The sequence below is a fragment of the Heliomarina baculiformis genome (genome assembly GCF_019966545.1).
GTDB classification, from domain to species: Bacteria; Pseudomonadota; Alphaproteobacteria; order Rhodobacterales; family Rhodobacteraceae; genus Heliomarina; species Heliomarina baculiformis.
On the sequence record NZ_JAIMIC010000001.1, the window covers coordinates 683,929 to 704,601 of the forward strand.

Sequence of the window (20,673 nt, forward strand, 5' to 3'; positions counted from 1 at the left end):
TTGGCGGATAAGGAAGCAGATCCGAAGGAGAGCATCATGACCGGCAGAACCTATTATGCACCTCAGGGCGGTCACCCCGGTCAGGAGCAGCTTCTGACCGACCGCGCGATGTTCACCGAAGCCTACGCGGTCATTCCCAAGGGCACCCTGCGCGATATCACCACCAGCCGGTTGCCGCACTGGGAGGACACCCGGCTTTGGGTGATCGCGCGCCCTTTAAGCGGTTTTGCCGAAACCTTTTCCCATTACGTGATGGAAGTCGCGCCGGGCGGGGGCAGTTCACGCCCCGAACCGAACAGGCAGGCCGAGGCGGTGCTGTTTGTCGTCGAAGGCAATATGCATCTGACGATTTCCGGTGACGAACATGCGATGGAGGCAGGCGGCTATGCCTTTCTGCCAGCAGGCGCGGACTGGAGTTTGCGCAATGCATCCCAAGCGCCGGTCCGGTTCCATTGGATCCGAAAGGCCTATGAGGCGGCCGAAGGTATCGAGCCACCCGAAGCCTTTGTCACCAGCGACGCGGCGGTGGACCCCATCGCCATGTCCGGCACCGAAGGGCGCTGGGCCACGACCCGGTTCGTGTCGCCCGAGGACATGCGGCACGACATGCATGTGACCATCGTGACGTTTCAGCCCGGCGGGGTCATTCCCTTTCCTGAAACACACGTGATGGAGCACGGTCTGTATGTTCTGGAAGGCAAGGCGGTCTACCGGCTCAACCAGGACTGGGTCGAGGTTGAGGCCGGCGACTACATGTGGCTGCGCGCCTTTTGCCCGCAGGCCTGCTATGCAGGCGGTCCGGGACCGTTTCGCTATCTTCTCTACAAGGACGTGAACCGGCACATGCGGTTTGGATCGCGCTGACGCGCGATGCCTCCGGCGGGGATATTTTTAAACCCAAAGAAGGGGATGGGCTCTGATAAGCGACAGGTTGCCCATTGAGGCCCGCCTCGCTTGGTGACATGAGAGGCGCATGCGTATCGCGATCAATGGATTCGGCCGTATCGGCCGCACGATTCTGCGCCAGGTTCTGAGCGAGCCGGCGCGCGGGATCGAGGTTGCGCGGATCAATGATATCGCCACGCCCGAGATGTGCGCCTACCTGTTCCAGTTTGACAGCACCTTTGGTCCTTATCCCGGGACCGTCGAGGCACGGGACGGCATGCTGATTGTGGACGGGCGCGGGATGACGCTGAGCCGGGCGGATAATCTGTCACAGATCGACCTGTCCGGTGTTGACGTGGTGCTTGAATGCACCGGCATTGCCCGGACATCGGATGTGGCGCGGCGCGGACTGGCCGCGGGCGCGCGGTCGGTGCTAATTTCCGGACCTTCTCCGGCAGCCGAGTTGACGCTGGTGCGCGGCGCCAATGACGCTTTGCTGGGGGACGAACGGGTTGTCTCCAACGCCTCCTGCACAACCAATGCGCTGGCGCCGCTGGTTCGGGTGCTGGATGAGATTGGCGGCGTCGAACGCGGTCATATGACGACCATCCACTGCTATACCAACAGCCAGCCGATGGTGGATGCGCCGCGCGACGACTTCGCACGTAGCCGTGGCGGCGCGCAGTCAATGGTGCCCACCACGAGCAGCGCCACGCACCTGATCGACGAGGTCCTGCCTGAACTTGAGGGGCGTCTTACGGGATCGGCCCTCCGCGTGCCGGTGGCGAGCGTGTCGGCCATCGATCTAGTGGTGCAACTGCGTGACGCGATGAGCGCAGATGGCTTCGATGAAGCCCTTCGTGAGGCTGTCACGGCTTCGCCGGTGCTTGGCTGGACTAATCAGCCGCTTGTCTCATCGGACCTGCGGGCGCGCCCCGAGTCGCTGGTGGTGGCCGGGCCGGAGACCCGTTTCGTTGACGGGCAGGCGCGGGTTTTTGGCTGGTATGACAACGAGTGGGGTTTTTCGGCCCGCATGCTTGACGTGGCGGCGATGATGGCCGCGCGGGGGTAGCAACGCGCGGGACCTTTTGCCCGGCGCGTTTGGCTTAGTTTTTCGAGAACCGACCGGTGGCCTGACCTGACATGCCGCCCGAAACTTCCTCGGTCGATTCCTCGTAGAGTTCTTCGGGCAGCAGCAGGTTCAGCACGATGGCAATCAGGGCAGCTGGCAGGATGCCCGACGCGCCGAGGATGCGCAGAGAATCCGGCAGGTGCTGCAGGGCGTTTGGCGCGCCGGGCGCAAGGTTCATCACCTCGAGCTGCAGCCCAAGCCCGACGGAGAGCGCCACGGCGAAGACCACCATGTTGCGTCGGTTCCAGTTTACATCCGACAGCATTGAGACACCCGAAGCCACCACCATCCCGAACATGACGATCACGCCACCGCCCAGAACTTCGATCGGGACGGTGCGGATCAGGCCGCCGACCTTGGGCACCAGCCCGCAGAAGATCAGGAAGAGCGCGCCGATGGTGACCACATGGCGGCTCATGACGCCGGTCATCGCGATCAGACCGACGTTCTGGGAAAAGGAAGTATTGGGCAAACCGCCAAAGACACCGGCAAGCGCACTGCCGATCCCATCGGCAAAGGTGGCACCACGGATTTCGCCATCGGTGGCTTCGCGCCCTGCCCCGCCCTTGGTGATGCCCGAGACGTCTCCGACGGTTTCCACGGCCGAGACAAAGGCCATCAGGCAGAAACCGATGACCGCGGCCAGCGAAAATTCGAAACCGTATTTCAGCGGCATGGGGAGCGCGAAGGCCGCGGCCCGCTGCCAGCTTGTCGCAATTCCATCGAATGTGATCATGCCGATGCCCAGCGCATAGAGATAGCCGACGATGATGCCCACAAGCACGGCTGACACAGACAGGATGCCGCGGGTAAAGAATTTCACCCCGAGCGTCACGAAGATCACGACCAGCGCGGCGGACCAGCTGCGCAGGCTGCCGTAACTTTCGGCGCCCGAAGCCTTGGCCGGCACACCGCCAGCCGCGTATTCGATGCCGACCTTGACCAGCGCAAGACCGATCATCGTGACAACCAGACCTGTCACCAGCGGCGGCAGGGCAAAGCGGATCTTGCCGATCACCGTGCCAAGCAGCGCATGGAACAGACCGCCAAGGATCACCCCGCCAAAAAGCGCGGCAAGACCGTCGACACCTTTACCCGCGACCAGCGGGATCATGATCGGAATGAAGGCAAAAGAGGTGCCCTGCACGATGGGCAGCGCCGCCCCGACCGGGCCTATGGTGATGGTCTGTAGCAGGGTCGCGACCCCGGCAAAGAGCATCGACATCTGGATCAGGTAAAGCAGCTCCGGGAAATCCGGCGAGTTCGAGCCGAAACCGAAACCGGCGGCACCGGCAACGATTATGGCCGGCGTGACGTTCGAGACGAACATTGCCAGCACATGCTGGATGCCAAGCGGCACGGCCTTATACAGCGCGGGCGTGTAGTTCGGATCGCGTAGCTGTTCTGCGGTCCCCAGAGAAGTATCAGCCATTTCATGTCCCTTTTGTTGGTTTGCCTGCCGCCTCTTGCCGGGCGGTCGCGGCTTCATTCGATCATGTACGGTTCCTCGAACCAGTGTTCTTCCAGATTGCTGCCGGGGCCGATCCGGTCGACCACGGCGAAAAGACCCGGCGCGTGCAGTGGCGTCAGCACGCCATGCCAGGTGCCCCGATGAAAATTGATCACCTGCCCCGGTTCGGTTCGAAACGCTTGCGGCTGGCCAGGCACGCCGCCCGCGTCCGGCGCGACCACCACCAGAAAGGAATGTTCGCTCATCGGGATGAAGGTCTGGCTACCATCCGGGTGACGTTCGACCATCTCGAGCTTCAGCGGCAGGGTTCGCGGCTCGGCCTTGAACAGGCTGAGCCCGGCTCTGCCATCGGAAAAATCAAACCGGGCGCGGTCATGGTAGCGGCCGCAAAGCCCCTGATTGATGATCTTGTCCGCGTCGCCTTTTGCCTCGATCAGGTCCCCGAAATCGGCAAACGCCCCGGCTTGCATCGGATTGATCGAAACGCTCCGGCTCATCGCAGCATGTCTCGCAGGCGGATTTCCGCGATGCGTTCGACCTGTTTGCAGGCGGTGGCCAGCTCCTCAGCGGGGGTATTATCGAGACGTTCGCGGAAGGCGGCCATGATGCTGGCCTTTGTATTGTCCCGCACCGCGATGATGAAGGGAAAGCCGAACTTGGCTGTATAGGCATCGTTCATCTCGGTGAAGGCGGCACGCTCTTCGTCAGTCAGTGCATCAAGGCCCGCCGAGGCCTGTTCCGCCGTGGATTCCACCGTCAACCGTTTGGCCGCGGCCAGTTTCCCGGCAAGATCGGGATGCGCCTTGAGCACGCCGAGGCGTTCTGCATCGCTTGCAACGCGAAAAACACGGGCCAGCGCGTTATGCACGCCGGTCGCGCTATCATGGGCCGGACCAAGCTCAAGCGCCCAAGCACGTTCTGCGATCCATGGCGAATGCTCGAAAACGCCGCCGTAGGTGGCAACGAACTGTTCCTTGTCCATCTGATGCGGACGGGTCTGCTCAACCGGGGGATGGGTCGCCGCCCAATGCTCGGCAATCTGCAGCCGCGTGGCAAACCAGACCTTTGAATGGCTCTTGGCATGTTCAAGAAACCGCGCCAGCGCGCGGATACGCCCCGGTCGCCCGACAAGACGGCAATGCAAGCCGATAGACATCATTTTCGGCTGGCCAGCCTCGCCTTCCTCGTAAAGCGTATCAAACGTATCGCGCAGATAGGCAAAGAACTGGTCGCCGGAATTGAAACCCTGCGGCGTCGCGAAACGCATGTCGTTGCAATCAAGCGTATAAGGCACGATCAGCTGGTCGCGATCCCCCACCTTCATCCAGTAGGGCAGATCATCATCATAGGTATCGGCCACGTAATCGAACTGACCCGTCTCAGATGCCAGCCGCACGGTGTTGATCGAAGTCCGCCCCGCGTACCAGCCGCGCGGGGCCTCGCCGGTGACCTCGGTGTGCAGACGGATCGCCTCGGCAATGGCCGCGCGTTCCTCGTCTTCGGGCATATCCTTGTGTTCGATCCATTTCAGCCCGTGGCTGGCGATCTCCCAACCCGAGGCCTGCATCGCTGCGACCTGTTCGGGCGCACGGGCCAGCGCCGTGGCCACGCCGTAAACGGTAATCGGCAAATCGCCCAAAAGACGGTGCAAACGCCAGAACCCGGCGCGTGCCCCGTATTCATAGATCGATTCCATATTCCAGTGACGCTGGCCGGGCCACTGCGCCGCACCGACGATCTCGGACAGGAAAGCTTCGGAGGCGGAATCCCCGTGGAGGATGTTGTTCTCGCCGCCTTCTTCGTAGTTTAAAACGATCTGCACGGCGATACGCGCGTCGCCGGGCCATTTCGGATCCGGCGGGGTTGCCCCATAGCCGATCATGTCACGTGGATATCTGTTCATAAGTCCCCTCGGGTATGGGCCGTTTCTAAGCCATTTTCCCGACTGCGGTTTCAAAAATGTGCAATAACACTGTCAAAAACTTCGCATTTGCACAAAGCTGCGACCTGCGTCACACAAAACCCGTGGCTCTGGAGGCAATCATTTGACCGGCTATCTGACAACCCATGTTCTCGACACCGCCCGTGGCTGCCCGGCGCAGGGAATCCGTATCGAACTTTACCGGATCAACGGCAACGATGCCGCGCATATCGCCACTGTTTCAACCAATGACGACGGGCGCACCGACACGCCGATCCTGCCGAAAAAGGATTTCGCCACCGGCACTTACGAGCTGCGTTTTCACGTGGGCGACTACCTGGACCAGCACCCGGTCAAGGATGGCACGCCACGCTTTCTCGACATGATCCCGATCCGCTTCGGCATGTCCGAAGCGGCGCATTACCACGTGCCGCTGCTGCTCTCCGCTTTTGGCTATTCGACCTATCGCGGCAGCTAAACCGGGAAGGTCAGTACAAGACTGCTGCCGTTTTCATCCAACGAGGACTCCAAGGTGCCGTCCAGTTGCGACGCAGCGGCTTCAAGAAGGCTTCGGCCCAGCCCGGAAACGCCGGACTCGTCTTTGACCCGCACCGCATTGCCAACCCCGTCATCACGGCATTCCAGTTGCAGGCCCCCGTCTGCCTGACGTGACAGGCGCACATGAATGACGCCCGCACGATCATCCGGAAAGCCATGTTTGACCGAATTCGCAATAGCTTCGCTGACGATCACGCCAAGCGACGCGGCCTTCTCGGCGTCGAACTCTACCGGTTCGGACGAGAGTTCAATTGTAACATTCGCAGGCACCGACAGACGCAGATGCCCGACGATCCGGTCGAGATAGCTATCCAGCGACATGAATTTATCAGAACTGGATACCTGCATTTCAGTATGAAGCGCGGAAATCGCCTGAAGCCGACGCTGGATCGCGTCGATCGCTTCGGTCGCAACCGGATCGGTGATCTGGCGCGCATAAAGCCGCATCACCGAAGAAACGGATTGCAGAGAATTCTTGAGGCGATGATCCATTTCCTTGCGCAGGACTTGCTGCTCCCGCAGCGCCTTGCGCAATTCCAGTTCCTTCATCGCCTGCCGCGCCAGCACCCGAAGAGTATCGCGCTGCATCTCGTCCAGCACACGCGGTTTTTCATCAAGCACGCAAAGTGTACCGACAGGGTGGCCGTCCGCCGTCACCAACGGCGCTCCCGCGTAGAAACGCATGGATCCCTCGCCGATACACAGCGGGTTCTGCGAGGTGCGCTCGTCGAGCCAGGTATCCTCGATCTCGATAACGCCGTCGTCATACATAACCCGCGAACAGATCGAGGAATTCAGATCCGTCTGGTCCTTGTCAAAGCCGGTCTTGGCCTTGAACCACTGGCGGTCCTCATCGACAAAGCTGACCAGCGACACCGGCGCTCCGCAGATGCGTGAAGCGAGCATAACCAGATCATCGAACTCAGCCTCGCGAGGGGTGTCCAGCACATCGAGGCTGCGCAAAGCCTCAAGCCGTTCAATTTCCGAGTTTGTAAAGTCCATTTTCCGATGCCCGTACCCAGTCGCCCTACGAATTCATATCTTCTAATCATTTAGGCTTAAAGCCTGCTTTCGCCCTATGACACAGAGGTTATAGAATGGTCCGTGACGCGTTTCTCGGCCTCTTTAACAATCTTTCCGATACGGTCCACCGTGTAATCCATGAACAGACGCGTCTTCGGGTCCTGATGGCGGCGATGCGTGTAAAGGCAGGCCATCTGCACCGGGGTCGGTGGTGTGTCGCCCCCCACCACGACCAGCGCGCCCGACAGCAGATGTTCGGCGATCTCGAACACCGGTTTCATGACTACGCCGCGCCCGTTCAGCGCCCAGTCGGTCAGCACGTCACCGTCATCGCATTCGCATCGTCCGGTAATCGCAAATTTCTGCGGCCCGTCCGGCGTCAGCAGCTTCCACTGAAATTCAGTCGCGCCGGGAAAGCGAAGGTTCAGGCATTCATGCCGGTCGCTGATAAGGTCCTGCCCCGTAGCGGGGTGGCCGCGTCGGTCGATGTATTCGGGCGACGCGCAAAGCACGCGCCGACAGTCCGCGATCTTGCGGATGCGCAGCGTGCTATCCGCCGGTTCTCCTAGAAAGAACGCAAGATCGAGACCTTCGGTGGTCAAATCGACAACCCGGTCACTCAGCCGCAACCGTATATCAATCTCGGGATAGCTATCGAGAAAAGGCCCGACCTGCGGCGCGATCAAACGCCTGCCCATGCCCAGCGGCGCCGCGACATAAAGCGATCCGCGCGGATTGTCGGTCAGGCTCATGACCTCGGCCTCGGCCTGTTCGACCTTTTCCAGAACGCCACAGGCCCCACCGTAAAAGGCTCGTCCCTGTTCCGTCGGGGTCAGGTTGCGCGTTGTCCGCTGGAACAGCCTGACGTTCAGGTGATTCTCCAGCTGCGAAATCCGCGCCGAGGTCACGGCGGGCGAAATCCGCAGATCGCGTCCGGCGGCGGACATGCTTCCCAGCTCATAGACCCGCACGAAGGTCCGGATGTTATCGAGGTATGACATCTTTTCGATATTTTTGAGAGTTTTCAGAACTACCCCGGATTAGCGAATAATATCGGCGGTGACCAGCTTTCGCTGCGTGTCACGATGCCGTGATCCTGCAACCCTGAATTCCGTGCTCTGCGATTAGGCGGCACGGACTCTCGTTTAAGTTGATTTCATCGGCTGGACGGCCTGTCAATCCGTGCTAACCTACCTTGAAGGTTTCATGCCCCTAGGTAATCTTGGGGTCGGCGACTGGTGGCCATGGAACAGGTTGGGTGGTGCATTGCATAAGAAAATTAACTTTCAGAATCCGGGTTTTATCCGTCGTTTTTCTGGATCAATCGGCTCTTTTGCCACGATCGCCGCCCTAAGCCTGCCCTTGCCGTTGCACGCACTCGAAACCGACTTTTCCGCGCCCGGCGCGCCCGACGAACTTGCCGAGGCGCTCGAGAACAGTTCCGCCGCGCTCTCGGCCGATGAAACCGGCCTGACCAGCCCGCAGGAAATCCTTGCCGCCGCGCTGGCCGACTATCGCACCATGGTTCAGATCCTATACGACAGTGGCTATTTCAGCCCCGAGGTCAGCATCCGCGTCGACGGGCGCGAAGCTGCCGACATCCCTCGTGTCACTGTACCCAAAAGCATCAACCGTGTTGAAATCCGCGTAAAAACCGGGCCGGAGTTCCGGTTTGGTAAGGCACGGGTCGCGCCTCTCGCCCCGGAGACCGAGCTGCCCGAGGATTTCGCGCCGGGCAAACCCGCCGGAACTGGCATCATCCGCGAAGCGACATACGAAGGGCGCGACGGCTGGCGCGACATTGGCTACGCCAAGACCGAAATCGGCAATCGGAGCATCGTCGCGAACCACCAGCGGTCGACGCTGGATGCTGATATCGAACTTATCCCCGGCCCCAAGCTGAGGTTTGGACAGCTCAGCGTTCGCGGCAACCAGCGCATGCGCGCCGAAGCGATCCAGCGTATCGCTGGCCTTCCCTGGGACGAAACCTACAGCCCCGACATGGTGCGCAAGGTCGGTGACCGGCTGCAGCGCACCGGCACCTTCAAATCCGTGCAGATCATCGAAGACGAAACACCCAATCCGGACGGCACGCTTGATTTCACCGCCGAGGTGACGGAACAGCCCCTGCGTCGCATTTCGCTGGGTGGCGAGATCCAGTCGACCACCGGCGTCGATCTGTCGGCGACCTGGATTCATCGTAACCTTTTCGGCGCGGCCGAGCGGCTGCGGCTCGAAGCCGAGATCCGCAACATCGGTGGCGACGAAGAGATCGACGGGCGTCTGGGTTTCCGGCTCGACAATCCGGCGCGGCTGGGGCCGGACAACAACCTCTTCTACCTCGGCTCTCTCGAACGGTTCGAACGCGAACATTACCGGCTCGACCAGTTCGAGCTTGGTGTCGGGGTTAGGCGCGTCTTTTCCGACGAGCTGGTCGCCGAAGCCACCCTGCTTGCCAGCGTTGGCCGGTCCAACGACGCCTACGGCGACGACCGGCAGTTCAACATGATCAAGCTGCCCTTCTGGGCCGAATACGACCGGCGCGACAACCCCACCGATGCCACTAGGGGCTATTACGTCAACGGCACCGTGACCCCGTTTGCGGGCTTTGGCGGCAGCACTTCGGGCATCGCTGCCAAGATCGACGGGCGAGCCTATTACAGCCTGACCGAAACCGGTTCAATCGTGCTGGCCGGGCGGCTGCAGCTTGGCAGCGTCGCGGGTGGCGCACCGGCGACGATCTCTCCCGACCTTTTGTTCTTTTCCGGCGGGTCGGGCACGGTTCGCGGCCAACCCTATGAATCGCTTGGCATTCCTGTCGGCAACGAAGTGGCGGGCGGACGCTCTTTCCTCAACGCCAGCGCCGAGGTGCGCGCCCGCGTTACGGCCAAAATATCTGTCGTCGGCTTTTTCGACTACGGCGCGGTCGACAGTTCAAGCTTCATCAGTAGCGATGCGTTTTCTCACTCCGGCGCGGGCCTCGGTGTCCGCTACGACCTTGGCGGCTTTGGCCCGATCCGGCTTGACCTCGCCCTGCCCGTCGACGGCCCGACAGATGACGGGCTGCAATTCTACATCGGCATAGGACAGGCATTCTGATGCGTATCTCCGCCCTCGCCCGCTCATTCCTGCTGCCCATTTGCCTGACATGGGCTCCGCTGCCCGTCGCTGCACAGGTCGAAAATACCGATACCGGCGGCTTCATCGACGGGCTCATCGAAAACGCTCTCTCCGGCGATAACCGCAGCGTGCAGGTCATTGGTCTGAACGGGGCGCTCAGCTCCACCGCGACCATCGAGCAGATCATCATCTCCGACGACGACGGCGTCTGGCTGACCCTGACCGGAGCTGAACTCGACTGGACCCGCTCCGCGCTTTTGCGCGGGCGGCTCTCGATCCAGAAGCTGTCGGCGGAAAGCATCGAGGTGACACGCCGCCCCGGACCCACGACCGCTGTGGATGAAGATCTGCCTACCGCTGAGGCGCAGCCGTTCCAGATCCCGGAACTGCCGGTCGCGGTAAACATCGAAAGCCTGCGCGTTGACCGCATCAGCCTCGCCGAACCTGTTGCCGGCACAGCGGCGGAACTGTCGGTCGAAGGCAATCTGACGCTGGCCGATGGCGCGCTCGATACCGATCTGGCCGTCAACCGGCTTGACCGCGATAATGACCGGATCACGCTTACCGCCGGTTTCGCCAATGAAACCAACGAGATCGTGCTCGACCTCGACATCTCCGAGGAAGAAAACGGCCTGATTTCCGGCCTGCTTGGAATTCCCGGCAGACCCTCGGTCGAACTGACCGCCGCCGGACGCGGCCCGGTCAGCGACTTTACCGCCGATCTCAGCCTAGCCACCGACGGCACCCAAAGAGTGACCGGTCAGGTAACCCTGAACGAAGCCAGCGGCGACGGCACCGCTTTCGGCGCGACGATAGAGGGCGACCTGACCCCGATGCTCGATCCGAAGTTCCACGAATTCTTCGGCGAAAACGCCCGTATCGCCGTGACGGGCGAAACCGGCGCCGACGGCAGCCTGAGCATCCCGCAGTTCTCTGTCGCATCCAGCGCACTCGACCTGAGCGGTGAATTCGGTCTCGCCCCCGGCGGCACCATCTCTCGCGTCATGTTGCAGGGTGAAATCGCCCCGGCGGAAGGCGCCACGGTAACCCTCCCGACCGGCGAACCGGCAACCAGCATCCAGCGCCTCGATATCGCGGGCGGCTTTGACGCGGACGAGGGCAATCAGTGGGATCTGGTGGCCCGTGTTGTCGGCCTCTCGCGCCCCGATGTCGAGATCGGCAATTTGACACTCACCGGCAGCGGTACCTTGGAACAGGGCGATGCAACATCGCTCTCCGGTGAGATCGATGCCCGCGCGCAAGAGCTTTTGTTTACCGATGGCAAGCTGCAACAGGCCGTAGGCGAGGCGATCCAGCTTGTCGGCCAGTTCGGTTGGCAATCCGGCGGTGCGCTCGACCTTACCGAGGTCACCCTCACCGGCACAGATTACAGCGCCCTCGTGACCACCCGGATCGACGGGTTGAACAGCGGCTTCCGGCTTGACGGCTCCGCCGAGGTCAATGCCGAGGATATGTCGCGCTTTTCCGGCCTTGCCGGTCGCTCCCTCGGCGGCGCGATATCCGCGCAGGTCGAAGGACAAGGCTCACCGCTTGGCGGATCGTTCGATGTCCGGCTCAGCGGCAATGCCCGCGATCTGGAAACCGGGATCGAACAGGCCGATGCGGTGATCGGCGGCGAAACCACCATCCTTCTGAATGCGGCCCGTGGTACTGACGGGATCACCCTGCGGGAATTCGAGCTGAACGGCGAAGCCCTGACCGCGAACGCAAATGGCAGCGTAAGCTCGACCAACAGCAGCTTTACCTTCGAGGCCGCGCTTGACGACCTTGGCCGTGTTCTGCCCGAAGCCCCCGGCCCTGTCACGCTGAACGGCGACGTCACCCACCAGAACCAGACGATTTCCGGGCAAGTCAGTCTCCGCGCCCCTCAAGATACCAGCCTCGATCTGGATGGCTCCTACACTGCCGACGGTGTCGTGGACACGACCTATCAGCTCGTCGTTGGCGAGTTGCAAGCCTTTATCCCGCAGATCCAGGGCTCGCTGAGCGCCGAGGGCGAAGCCGAGCGAAACGAACAGTCGAACTGGACAGTAACCAGCACAATGGGCGGCACGGCCGGTCTCGACAGCAGGCTCGAAGCCAGTTTCGATGAAACCACCGGCACTGCCGAGATCGATTTCAACGCAGGCTTGGAACGTCTTGAGCGGCTTGTGCCGCAACTCGTCGGCGATATCACCGCACGCGGTCAGGCCGAACGCACCGCCGCCCGCGAATGGCGCGTGACGGCCAATACCGGTGGTACGGTCGGGATCAACGGCGATTTCGACGGCACCTACGAGGAAGAAACCGGTATAGCCGACCTGAACTTTGATGCGGCCTTTGAACGGCTCGAACGGCTCGTTCCGCAACTTGTCGGTACCGTCACCGCGCGGGGCACCGCCAGTCGCTCGGAAGAGTCCGTGTGGCAGGCTTCGGTCGAAACCGGCGGTACGGCGGGCGTGCAAGGTCAGTTCGATGGTAGTTTCGATCAGGTTTCGGGCGCGGCTGAACTTGACCTTGACGCGGTATTCGAACGCCTCGAACGTTTCGTGCCGCAGCTTCAAGGCAACGTCTCGGCGCGTGGCCGGGTGGAACGATCCGAAGAACTGACATGGACCGCCAACCTTGAAACCGGCGGCAGCGCCGGGATCAGCGGCAATTTCGACGGCAGGTTCGAAGAGCCGACAGGCGCCGCATCGCTTGACCTCGACGCCAATTTCGAAAGACTGCAACGGCTGGTGCCGCAACTCCAAGGCAATATCTCGGCACGCGGCAATGTCGAAAGATCCGAAGACCTGACATGGACCGCCAGCCTTGAAACCGGCGGCAGCGCCGGGATCGGCGGCAGTTTCGACGGCAGTTTCGAGGAACCGACCGGTGTCGCCGCGCTCGATTTCGACGCGACATTTGAACGTCTGCAACGCTTTGTGCCCCAGCTTGCGGGCGATGTCTCGGCCCGTGGACAAGCCAGCCGGTCCGCCGAGCAGCGATGGAACGTCAATTTCATCACCGATGGCTCGGCGGGCATCGCGGCCACGTTAGACGGGGATTTCGACGAAACCAGCGGCGACGCTTCGGCAACCTTCGACGCGACCGTGGAACGCATCCAGCGGCTTGTGCCGGAATTCGCGGGCACCCTTACCGCCTCGGGGGAGGCCAGCAAATCCGGTAGCGTCTACAGCATCACCACCTCTGCATCCGGCCCCGGAGGCATCGTTGCGGATGTGGATGGCTCCTATGACCAGGCCAGCAACCAAGCCGATATCGATGCGACCGGGCAGGCCCAGCTTGGCCTCGCCAATGCGTTCATCAGCCCCAATTCCTTGCGCGGATTGCTTAGCTTCGACCTCTCGGTCAACGGCCCGCCAGCGGTTGAATCGGTCAGTGGCACGGTCAGCACCTCGGGTGCGACCGCCGTTGTCGCCTCGGTCGGCAAAACGCTCACCGGCATCGATACAACCGTGAACCTCTCAGGCGGCTCGGCCCAGATCTCCACCACAGGCGCGCTTAGCGACGGCGGCCAGTTCCGTGTCTCTGGGCCGGTCAGCCTCGCCGCGCCCTACAATGCCGGTATCGACATTCAGCTGCTCAACCTCATCATCAAGGACAACATCAGCTTTGAGACGGTGGCGAACGGGAACGTCAATATTAACGGCGCGCTGCTCGGTGGCGCCACTATCGGAGGGCAGATCAACTTTGGCGAAACCCGCATCAATATCGCGGCCGCTTCCGGGTCTGTCAGCGCGGCGCCGATCCCCGAAATCCGCCACGTCGGCGAAAGTAGCGCCCAACGCGCCACCCGCGCCCGCGCCGGCCTGATCAAAACCGGAAATGGCAGCTCGGGACCGGTCTATACCCTTGACCTCACGATGAACGCCCCGAACCGGATCTTCGTGCGAGGCCGAGGTCTGAACGCGGAACTGGGCGGTCAGGTGCTGGTGCGCGGAACCACCGCCAATGTCGTGCCATCGGGTGGCATTTCGTTGATCCGGGGGTATTTCGACATTCTCGGAAGGCGGCTGGAACTGGACGAAGGTCAGGTCCAGCTTGCCGGCTCGCTGGAACCGTTCCTGAATTTCGTCGCCTCCACCTCAACCTCCGAAGGCGAAGCCACGCTGACCATCAGCGGCCCCGCCAGCCAGCCCGCGATCGAGGTCACCTCCTCACCGGAACGCCCCACCGAAGAGGCGCTGGCGCTTTTGCTGTTCGGGGACAAGTTCGAAGATCTCTCGCCCCTTAAGATCGCGCAACTGGGCGCCCAACTGGCACAACTCGGCGGCGCGGGCGGCGGTCTGGTAAACTCAGTGCAAGAAGGGCTTGGCGTGGATTCATTCGATGTGGGTACCGATGACGACGGCAACGCACAGGTCGGCGTCGGCGGCTACATCTCTGACAACATCTACTCCGACGTCTCGGTGAATGCCAAAGGCGATACCGAAGTGAACCTGAACCTCGACATCACCGACAGCCTCACCGCCAAGGGTTCGGTCGACAGCGAGGGCGAAACCGGGCTGGGTCTGTTCTTTGAAAAGGACTACTGATCCAGAAATGCGCGGCAACGTCGAGAGTAAGTAATGGATTTCACCACCCGCCCCGAGATTACCGGCACCTTCGGCATGGCCACGTCGACCCACTGGATCGCCTCGGCTGTCGGTATGGCGATGCTGGAAAAAGGCGGCACCGCCATTGATGCAGCTGTCGCGATGGGTTTTGTGCTGAACGTGGTGGAACCGCATCTGAACGGGCCGCTGGGCGATCTGCCCGCCCTGATCTGGCCCGCGGGCGACGCCACACCAACGGTGATCTGCGGACAAGGGGTTGCGCCCGCCGGTGCCACAATTGCTCATTACCGCGCCGAAGGGCTCGATATGATCCCCGGCTCGGGCCTGCTGGCAACGGTCGTTCCCGGCGCTTTCGATGCATGGATGTTGATGCTGCGCGATCACGGCCACCTGTCACTTCGCGAGGTGCTCGAACCTGCGATCCACTACGCGCGTCAGGGCCATCCGGTTCTAGCGAGGGTCTCAGCAACCATCTCCGGCCTCAGCCAGTTCTTCCGCGAGGAATGGCCCACCAGCCACGCCACGTGGCTTCCCGGCGGCAAGGCTCCTGCCCCCGGCAACCTGTTCTGCAACCCGGATCTTGCCGCGACATGGGAACGGCTCGTATCCGAGGCTGAAAACACCTCCGGTCGCGAGGCACAGATCAACGCGGCGCGCCGTGTCTTCTCGCAGGGATTCATCGCCGAAACCATCGACGACTGGATGCGTGAGGCCTGCGTGATGGATGCCGCCGGTGGACGCCGCAAGGGAGTTCTGACCGGGCAGGATATGGCGAATTGGCAGGCCAGCTACGACACCCCGCTCAGCACCGATTACCACGGCTGGGAGGTCTTCAAGCCCGGCTATTGGACACAAGGCCCGTCGCTCCTGCAATCGCTGGCCACCCTGCGCGGCGTGGACCTTCAGACCGCGTCACCTGCCGAGTTCGTGCACCAGATCACCGAAGCGATGAAGCTGAGCTTTGCCGACCGTGAGGCCTATTACGGCGACAGCATGGACATGGGCACCGCCCGCGACGCGCTGCTCAGTGAGGATTACGCCGCCGCCCGCCGTGCCATGATCGGCGAACAGGCATCGCTCGATCAGCGCCCCGGTATCCTGTCCGGCTACGAAGAGTTGGCCAAGGCCGCAATCGCCCGCGCGGCGCGCAAGCCAGAGGTTCCCGCAGGCACCGGCGCGGGTGAGCCGACTATGGCGCATCTCTCGGAAAAACGTGGCGACACAGTGCATCTCGACGTGATCGACCGCTGGGGTAACATGGTTTCGGCCACGCCCTCGGGGGGCTGGCTGCAATCTTCTCCGGTGGTACCCGGCCTTGGCATGCCGCTCAACTCTCGCGCGCAGATGTTCTGGCTGGACAAAGGTCTGCCAACCTCGCTTGTGCCAGGCAAGCGCCCACGCACGACGCTGTCGCCCTCTATGGCGCGGGACCCGGAGGGTGGTCAGATCGCTTTTGGCACGCCCGGCGGCGATCAGCAGGATCAATGGCAACTCATCTTCCTGTTGCGGCTGGCGCACCAGACCGCCAACCTTCAGGAAGCCATCGACGCGCCGCTCTTCCACACCGCACATTTCACGGCCTCCTTCTACCCGCGCGTCGCGGAACCCGGCCACCTGATGATCGAGCCCGGTTTTGGCAATGACGTTCTCGACGATCTCGCGTCTCGCGGTCACCGGCTCGACATTGCCGCGCCATGGACCGTCGGTCGCCTGACCGCAGCCGCGCGCGATAAGGATGGAATGATGCGGGCGGGGGCAACGCCGCGCCTGATGCAGGCCTACGCGATCGGGCGCTGAGTGATCGCCAGCCCCAGCCGCGCCATTCCGGTCAGGGCCGCCGCATCATCGGTGATCAGACGCACCGGCACGCGGGCGACCAGCTCATCAAAGCGTCCCTCGAATGCCATCGCGTTCAGGAAAGTCTCGCGCGCTGGCGTCTCCAGCACGGCTCGCGAAACACTCCCGGCGATGTAAATTCCGTCAAGCGGCAGAAACTGGAACACCATCTGCCGCGCCAGCAGACCCAGCGCATGCGCCATCAGCTCTACCGTCTTGCCAGCAGACGCGTCGCCGTCCCCGGCCCGGTCCACGATCAACCGTGCATCGGGCCGAGAACCGCCAAGCGCCTCGTAAAGCTGTTCGAACCCGCGCCCGGAAAACAGATGTTCAACGGTCGGGAACCGGGCGACCTCGGCCCCGATCTGCTTTTCCAGCTCGAGGTAGATCTGCGCGGGCAGGCTAGCATGCCCCAGCTCGGCCTCTACGATGGTTTCCTCGCCATCCACCGTCTTGGCAAGACAGCCATTGAACCCGGTCCCCAGCCCGAAAACCAGCGCCTGACCGTTGCTTTCGCCGCCCTGTTCGCCCGGCCGGATCATCGACAACTGGCTCTCGCCAAGACCCGACAAGGCATGACCCAGCGCGACCAGATCGTTGATCAGCCGCACCCGTACTTCGTCGCCTGGCAGCACTTCCGCCATTTCGGCTGGCACGAATGTCCAGTCGCGATTGGTCAGCCGCGCGGTCCCCGAGGTGACAGGCCCCGCTACTGCGACGCAGCAGGTGTCGACCGTCGCAAGCGAATGGTCCGCGCAGAACCGGCGCAGCACATCGTTGAACGATCGGAATTCGTCGTTGGCATAGCGCGACTGGGCGTGAAACCCGCCCTTGTGGTCCACCAGCGCCAGTCGCGCATTCGTACCGCCCACGTCGGCGACGAGTATTCCGGGTAAAGGCGTTTCTTGCATCTTCAACTTCAGTCGGCAGCGACACCGGGTTTCTTGCCAAGGATGATCATGCCAAGCAGATCGTCATCTGTCACGTCATCCACATCCACCGTGCCCACCAACTGGCCGTTTTTCATCACGCTTGCCCGGTCGCACAGCTTCATCACGTCATGGATGTCATGGCTGATGAGGAAAATCCCGATGCCCTGCGCCTTGAGCTGTTCGATCAGTTCCGACACCATCTGCGTCTCATGCGGGCCAAGCGCCGCCGTCGGTTCATCCATGATCAGGATCTGCGCATCAAAATAGACGGCGCGCGCGATCGCCACCGACTGCCGCTGACCACCGGAAAGCGCCGAAACCGGATCGTTGAACTTTTTAAAGTTCGGGTTCAGCTTGGCCATGATCTTGCGTGTCTCGGCCTCCATCGCGTCATCGTCGACCAGCCCCAGCGGCGTAACCAGTTCACGCCCCAGAAACAGGTTCGACGCCGCGTCTAGGTTATCCGCCAGCGCCAGCGTCTGATAAATCGTTTCGATCTTCAAAGCGCGCGCATCGCGCGGATTCGTGATCGTCGCCTTTTTACCGCGCACATGGATCTCGCCAGAATCCGCCTGATAGGCACCCGAGAGGATCTTGATCAGCGTGGATTTACCGGCCCCGTTGTGGCCCAGTAGGCCAACGACCTCACCGGGGTACAGATCGACGCTGACGTGGTCGACCGCGTGCACACCCCCAAAGCTGATGCAGATGTCGCGCATTTCGACGAGCGGGGTCACGCCCTGTTTTTGCACCTGCGCCATCATGCGCCTCCTGTCCGTTTGCGATAGACGATGTCGATGAGCACCGCGAGAACCAGCACGCTGCCGACAACGATATTCTGAAGCGGCGCGTCGACGCCCACCATGGCCATGCCCGATTGCAACGACTGCATGATCAGCGCGCCAAGGATGGCACCATGGATCGTCCCGATCCCACCGGCCAGCGCGGTACCGCCAATGACGGCCGCCGCGATCACGCGTAGCTCGTCCAGCGTCCCGATGTCGTTGGAATGGTTCGTCAGACGGGCCGAGGCCACCACCGCCGACAGCGCACAAAGCGCCCCCATCAGCGCAAAGATCTTGACCGTCAGCCAGCGCGTATTGATACCGGAAAGCTCCGCCGCGTCCGGGTTGCCGCCCGTGGCAAAGACGTAGCGCCCGAACCGGGTCCGCCGCGCCACGATGGTCATCGCGATGGCCAGAAAGATCAGAAGCAACACGGAAATCGGGATGCCGTAGGATTGCGTATAACCCTCGGGCATCTCCAGACCGGCCCTCTCAAAGGTACGCTGCAATACGCGGGTCGGCACTTCATAGGCGTTCAGGATCGCGACAAAGCCAAGGATCGCGGCACCGATGATCGTGGCCAGCAGAAACTCGGCCCAGACCGGTTTCACCGGAAAGCCATGCTTCACCTTGTTGCGGCGCGCGGCATATAGCCCGTAAAGCGCGCCCAGCAGCGCCAGTCCGCCGACGATCCACGATCCCGTCGCGCCCAGCGTGCCGTTGATGCCGCCGAATTTCTGAAAGGTTTCGTCAAGCGGACCGATAGTCTTGCCGCTGGTGATATACCACGCGACGTTACGCCAGACGAGCAGCCCGCCCAGCGTCACGATAAAGGCCGGGATGGCAAGATAGCCGACGAGATAGCCGTGAAACGCGCCGATCACCAAGCCGGAAAGCAGCCCGACACCGATGGCGATCCAGGGGATCAGCGGGTGGCCGAACTCCAACCCCAGCGCATTAGGGAGCCACTCCGTCTGTGTCATCGCCATCACCGCCGAACAGGTCGCCAGCAGCGCGCCCACCGACAGGTCGATATGGCGGGTGACGATGATAAACACCATGCCGGTCGCCATGATCGCGACGCTCACGGTCTGGATCGTCAGGTTGAAAATGTTGCGCGGGGTCAGGAAACGCCCGTCGGTCAGCACATTGAAAACCAGACAGACGGCGATGAAGGCACCGATCATGCCCAGCAGGCGCAGGTCGATTTCCAGCGTATGAAAGATGTTCTTGCGCGCCGGAGCCCGGCCGCTGTTAGTGTCTGTCTGAGCCATGGGTCTGGTCCTGAGAAAAGAAATGGCCTCACCCCAGCTTACAGGGATGAGGCCGCATAGTACATTGATCAGTTACAGGGAGCGGGGCCGGCGCTGACACCCTGGCACAGCGCGTCCGTTTCGATCCAGCCCGCATCGACAACTGCTGTCAGGTTATCCTTGGTGATCGGCAGCGGCTCAAGGAACTGCGCCCAGAGCATGGTGCCACCCGGGGATTCCCATTCCTCAGCACCTTCGATCTCGCTCATCTCGGTGCCTTCGGCCATCGCAACGGCGATTTCAGCCGCCCGCTTGCCCAGCTCGCGCGCGTCTTTCCAGACGCTGACGGTCTGGGTGCCCTTGGCCACCCGGTTCAGCGCCGCGTGGTCGCCGTCCTGACCGGAAACCGGGATGCCGTCCATGCCCTGCGCCGTCAGAGCGGCAACCGCGCCGCCGGCGGTGCCGTCGTTCGAGGCGACGACCGCGTCGACCTGGTTGTCCTGAGCGGTCAGAATCTGCTCCATGTTACGCTGCGCATTCGCCGGAAGCCACGCATCGGTATAGGCCTCGCCCACGATGTTGATCTTGCCCGCATCGATGGCTTCCTGAAGCACTTCCTGCTGACCGCCACGAAGGAAATCCGCGTTCGGGTCAGTGGGCGAGCCCTTGATCATCACGTAATTGCCTTCGGGCATCTGCTCGAGCACCGCACGCGCCTGCATCCGACCGACTTCCACGTTGTCGAAGGTCAGGTAAAAGGCACGGTCATCCTCGATAAGACGGTCATAGCCGACAACCGGGATACCTTCGCGCGCCGCCGCAGCGACAGCCGGGCCAATTGCCTGCGAATCCTGCGCGAGGATAATCAGCGCATCCGCGCCCTGCGCGATCAGGCTTTCAACATCAGATAGCTGCTTGGACGACGAGCTTTGCGCGTCGGACGAGATATAGCCCGCCCCCGCCGCGTCGAGCGCGGACTTGATCGCTGCCTCATCCGTCTTCCAGCGCTCTTCCTGAAAGTTGGACCAGCTCACGCCGATGGTCAGGTCCTGAGCCAGCGCCGCAGTTCCGACAAATGCGCCGACCATGACGGCCGTCGCGGTTGCAAATAATTTCATGATCTCCCTCCAAATTGGTTACCCCCCGAGCCTGTTGCGATCCTCCGTCGGGGCGAGTCCGGAAATGTTGGTCCATT

The 20,673-nt window shown here is 62.1% G+C and carries 15 protein-coding genes; 6 read left to right on the plus strand and 9 right to left on the minus strand.

From position 1 onward, the window contains the following. The first annotated feature begins 36 nt into the window (after positions 1-36). Together MF268_RS03325 and MF268_RS03330 are read left to right on the plus strand one after the other, a co-directional pair. Entirely contained in the window at positions 37-864 is an 828-nt protein-coding gene (locus MF268_RS03325) for a bifunctional allantoicase/(S)-ureidoglycine aminohydrolase (RefSeq protein WP_238369474.1), read from the plus strand. A gap of 109 nt (positions 865-973) precedes the next feature. Beyond that, a complete protein-coding gene (locus MF268_RS03330; RefSeq protein ID WP_238369475.1) occupies positions 974-1,957 on the plus strand; it encodes a type I glyceraldehyde-3-phosphate dehydrogenase in 984 nt (327 codons plus the stop codon). Between the two features lie 34 nt (positions 1,958-1,991). Here MF268_RS03330 and MF268_RS03335 read toward each other — a convergent pair whose 3' ends face one another. The 3 genes from MF268_RS03335 to puuE are packed head-to-tail and all read right to left on the minus strand — an operon-like array spanning position 1,992 to position 5,391. Next, complete coding sequence (locus MF268_RS03335; RefSeq protein ID WP_238369476.1) at positions 1,992-3,449, minus strand: uracil-xanthine permease family protein; 1,458 nt, start codon at positions 3,447-3,449, stop codon at positions 1,992-1,994. A 53-nt stretch (positions 3,450-3,502) separates the two neighbouring features. Next, complete coding sequence (locus MF268_RS03340) at positions 3,503-3,985, minus strand: ureidoglycolate lyase (RefSeq protein WP_238369477.1); 483 nt, start codon at positions 3,983-3,985, stop codon at positions 3,503-3,505. Then, positions 3,982-5,391, minus strand: a complete 1,410-nt coding sequence (gene puuE, locus MF268_RS03345; RefSeq protein ID WP_238369478.1) for an allantoinase PuuE — start codon at positions 5,389-5,391, stop codon at positions 3,982-3,984. The genes MF268_RS03340 and puuE overlap by 4 nt, the downstream gene beginning before the upstream one ends. Before the next feature lie 142 nt (positions 5,392-5,533). Between puuE and uraH the strand changes: the two genes are divergently transcribed. Continuing rightward, positions 5,534-5,887, plus strand: a complete 354-nt coding sequence (uraH, locus tag MF268_RS03350; RefSeq protein WP_238369479.1) for a hydroxyisourate hydrolase — start codon at positions 5,534-5,536, stop codon at positions 5,885-5,887. On the opposite strand, the gene MF268_RS03355 is transcribed toward uraH, so the two are convergent. Together MF268_RS03355 and MF268_RS03360 are read right to left on the minus strand one after the other, a co-directional pair. Beyond that, positions 5,884-6,969, minus strand: a complete 1,086-nt coding sequence (locus MF268_RS03355) for a histidine kinase dimerization/phosphoacceptor domain -containing protein (protein WP_238369480.1) — start codon at positions 6,967-6,969, stop codon at positions 5,884-5,886. The two genes, uraH and MF268_RS03355, sit on opposite strands and share 4 nt — an antisense overlap. Positions 6,970-7,043: 74 nt before the next feature. Further along, positions 7,044-7,991, minus strand: a complete 948-nt coding sequence (locus MF268_RS03360) for a LysR family transcriptional regulator (RefSeq protein ID WP_238369481.1) — start codon at positions 7,989-7,991, stop codon at positions 7,044-7,046. A gap of 205 nt (positions 7,992-8,196) precedes the next feature. Here MF268_RS03360 and MF268_RS03365 point away from each other — a divergent pair, with 205 nt between their 5' ends. The 3 genes from MF268_RS03365 to MF268_RS03375 are packed head-to-tail and all read left to right on the plus strand — an operon-like array spanning position 8,197 to position 16,469. Continuing rightward, positions 8,197-10,089, plus strand: a complete 1,893-nt coding sequence (locus tag MF268_RS03365) for an autotransporter assembly complex protein TamA (protein ID WP_238369482.1) — start codon at positions 8,197-8,199, stop codon at positions 10,087-10,089. Further along, positions 10,089-14,651 (plus strand): translocation/assembly module TamB domain-containing protein, encoded by a 4,563-nt coding sequence (locus tag MF268_RS03370; RefSeq protein WP_238369483.1) that lies wholly within the window; start codon positions 10,089-10,091, stop codon positions 14,649-14,651. The genes MF268_RS03365 and MF268_RS03370 overlap by 1 nt, the downstream gene beginning before the upstream one ends. Before the next feature lie 33 nt (positions 14,652-14,684). Further along, the gene (locus MF268_RS03375; protein WP_238369484.1) at positions 14,685-16,469 is read left to right on the plus strand and encodes a gamma-glutamyltransferase family protein; all 1,785 of its coding nucleotides are present in this window, start codon (positions 14,685-14,687) and stop codon (positions 16,467-16,469) included. Here MF268_RS03375 and MF268_RS03380 read toward each other — a convergent pair. From MF268_RS03380 to xylF, 4 genes are all read right to left on the minus strand, one after another. Then, a complete protein-coding gene (locus MF268_RS03380) occupies positions 16,451-17,419 on the minus strand; it encodes a glucokinase (RefSeq protein ID WP_238369485.1) in 969 nt (322 codons plus the stop codon). The genes MF268_RS03375 and MF268_RS03380 overlap by 19 nt on opposite strands. Positions 17,420-17,427: 8 nt before the next feature. After that, positions 17,428-18,201: an ATP-binding cassette domain-containing protein gene (locus MF268_RS03385; protein WP_238369486.1), complete on the minus strand. Its 774-nt coding sequence runs from the start codon at positions 18,199-18,201 to the stop codon at positions 17,428-17,430. Continuing rightward, a complete protein-coding gene (locus MF268_RS03390; protein WP_238369487.1) occupies positions 18,201-19,499 on the minus strand; it encodes a sugar ABC transporter permease in 1,299 nt (432 codons plus the stop codon). The genes MF268_RS03385 and MF268_RS03390 overlap by 1 nt, the downstream gene beginning before the upstream one ends. A 68-nt stretch (positions 19,500-19,567) precedes the next feature. After that, positions 19,568-20,596: a D-xylose ABC transporter substrate-binding protein gene (gene xylF, locus MF268_RS03395; RefSeq protein ID WP_420485407.1), complete on the minus strand. Its 1,029-nt coding sequence runs from the start codon at positions 20,594-20,596 to the stop codon at positions 19,568-19,570. Positions 20,597-20,673 lie beyond the last annotated feature (77 nt).

Coding starts and splice junctions, on each gene's coding strand:
- MF268_RS03365 (WP_238369482.1), top strand. CDS start 8,197: ATGCCCCTAGGTAATCTTGGGGTCGGCGACTGGTGGCCATGGAACAGG.
- puuE (WP_238369478.1), bottom strand. CDS start 5,391: ATGAACAGATATCCACGTGACATGATCGGCTATGGGGCAACCCCGCCG.
- MF268_RS03325 (WP_238369474.1), top strand. CDS start 37: ATGACCGGCAGAACCTATTATGCACCTCAGGGCGGTCACCCCGGTCAG.
- MF268_RS03380 (WP_238369485.1), bottom strand. CDS start 17,419: ATGCAAGAAACGCCTTTACCCGGAATACTCGTCGCCGACGTGGGCGGT.
- xylF (WP_420485407.1), bottom strand. CDS start 20,596: ATGAAATTATTTGCAACCGCGACGGCCGTCATGGTCGGCGCATTTGTC.
- MF268_RS03355 (WP_238369480.1), bottom strand. CDS start 6,969: ATGGACTTTACAAACTCGGAAATTGAACGGCTTGAGGCTTTGCGCAGC.
- MF268_RS03375 (WP_238369484.1), top strand. CDS start 14,685: ATGGATTTCACCACCCGCCCCGAGATTACCGGCACCTTCGGCATGGCC.
- MF268_RS03370 (WP_238369483.1), top strand. CDS start 10,089: ATGCGTATCTCCGCCCTCGCCCGCTCATTCCTGCTGCCCATTTGCCTG.
- MF268_RS03340 (WP_238369477.1), bottom strand. CDS start 3,985: ATGAGCCGGAGCGTTTCGATCAATCCGATGCAAGCCGGGGCGTTTGCC.
- MF268_RS03360 (WP_238369481.1), bottom strand. CDS start 7,991: ATGTCATACCTCGATAACATCCGGACCTTCGTGCGGGTCTATGAGCTG.
- MF268_RS03330 (WP_238369475.1), top strand. CDS start 974: ATGCGTATCGCGATCAATGGATTCGGCCGTATCGGCCGCACGATTCTG.
- MF268_RS03390 (WP_238369487.1), bottom strand. CDS start 19,499: ATGGCTCAGACAGACACTAACAGCGGCCGGGCTCCGGCGCGCAAGAAC.
- MF268_RS03385 (WP_238369486.1), bottom strand. CDS start 18,201: ATGGCGCAGGTGCAAAAACAGGGCGTGACCCCGCTCGTCGAAATGCGC.
- MF268_RS03335 (WP_238369476.1), bottom strand. CDS start 3,449: ATGGCTGATACTTCTCTGGGGACCGCAGAACAGCTACGCGATCCGAAC.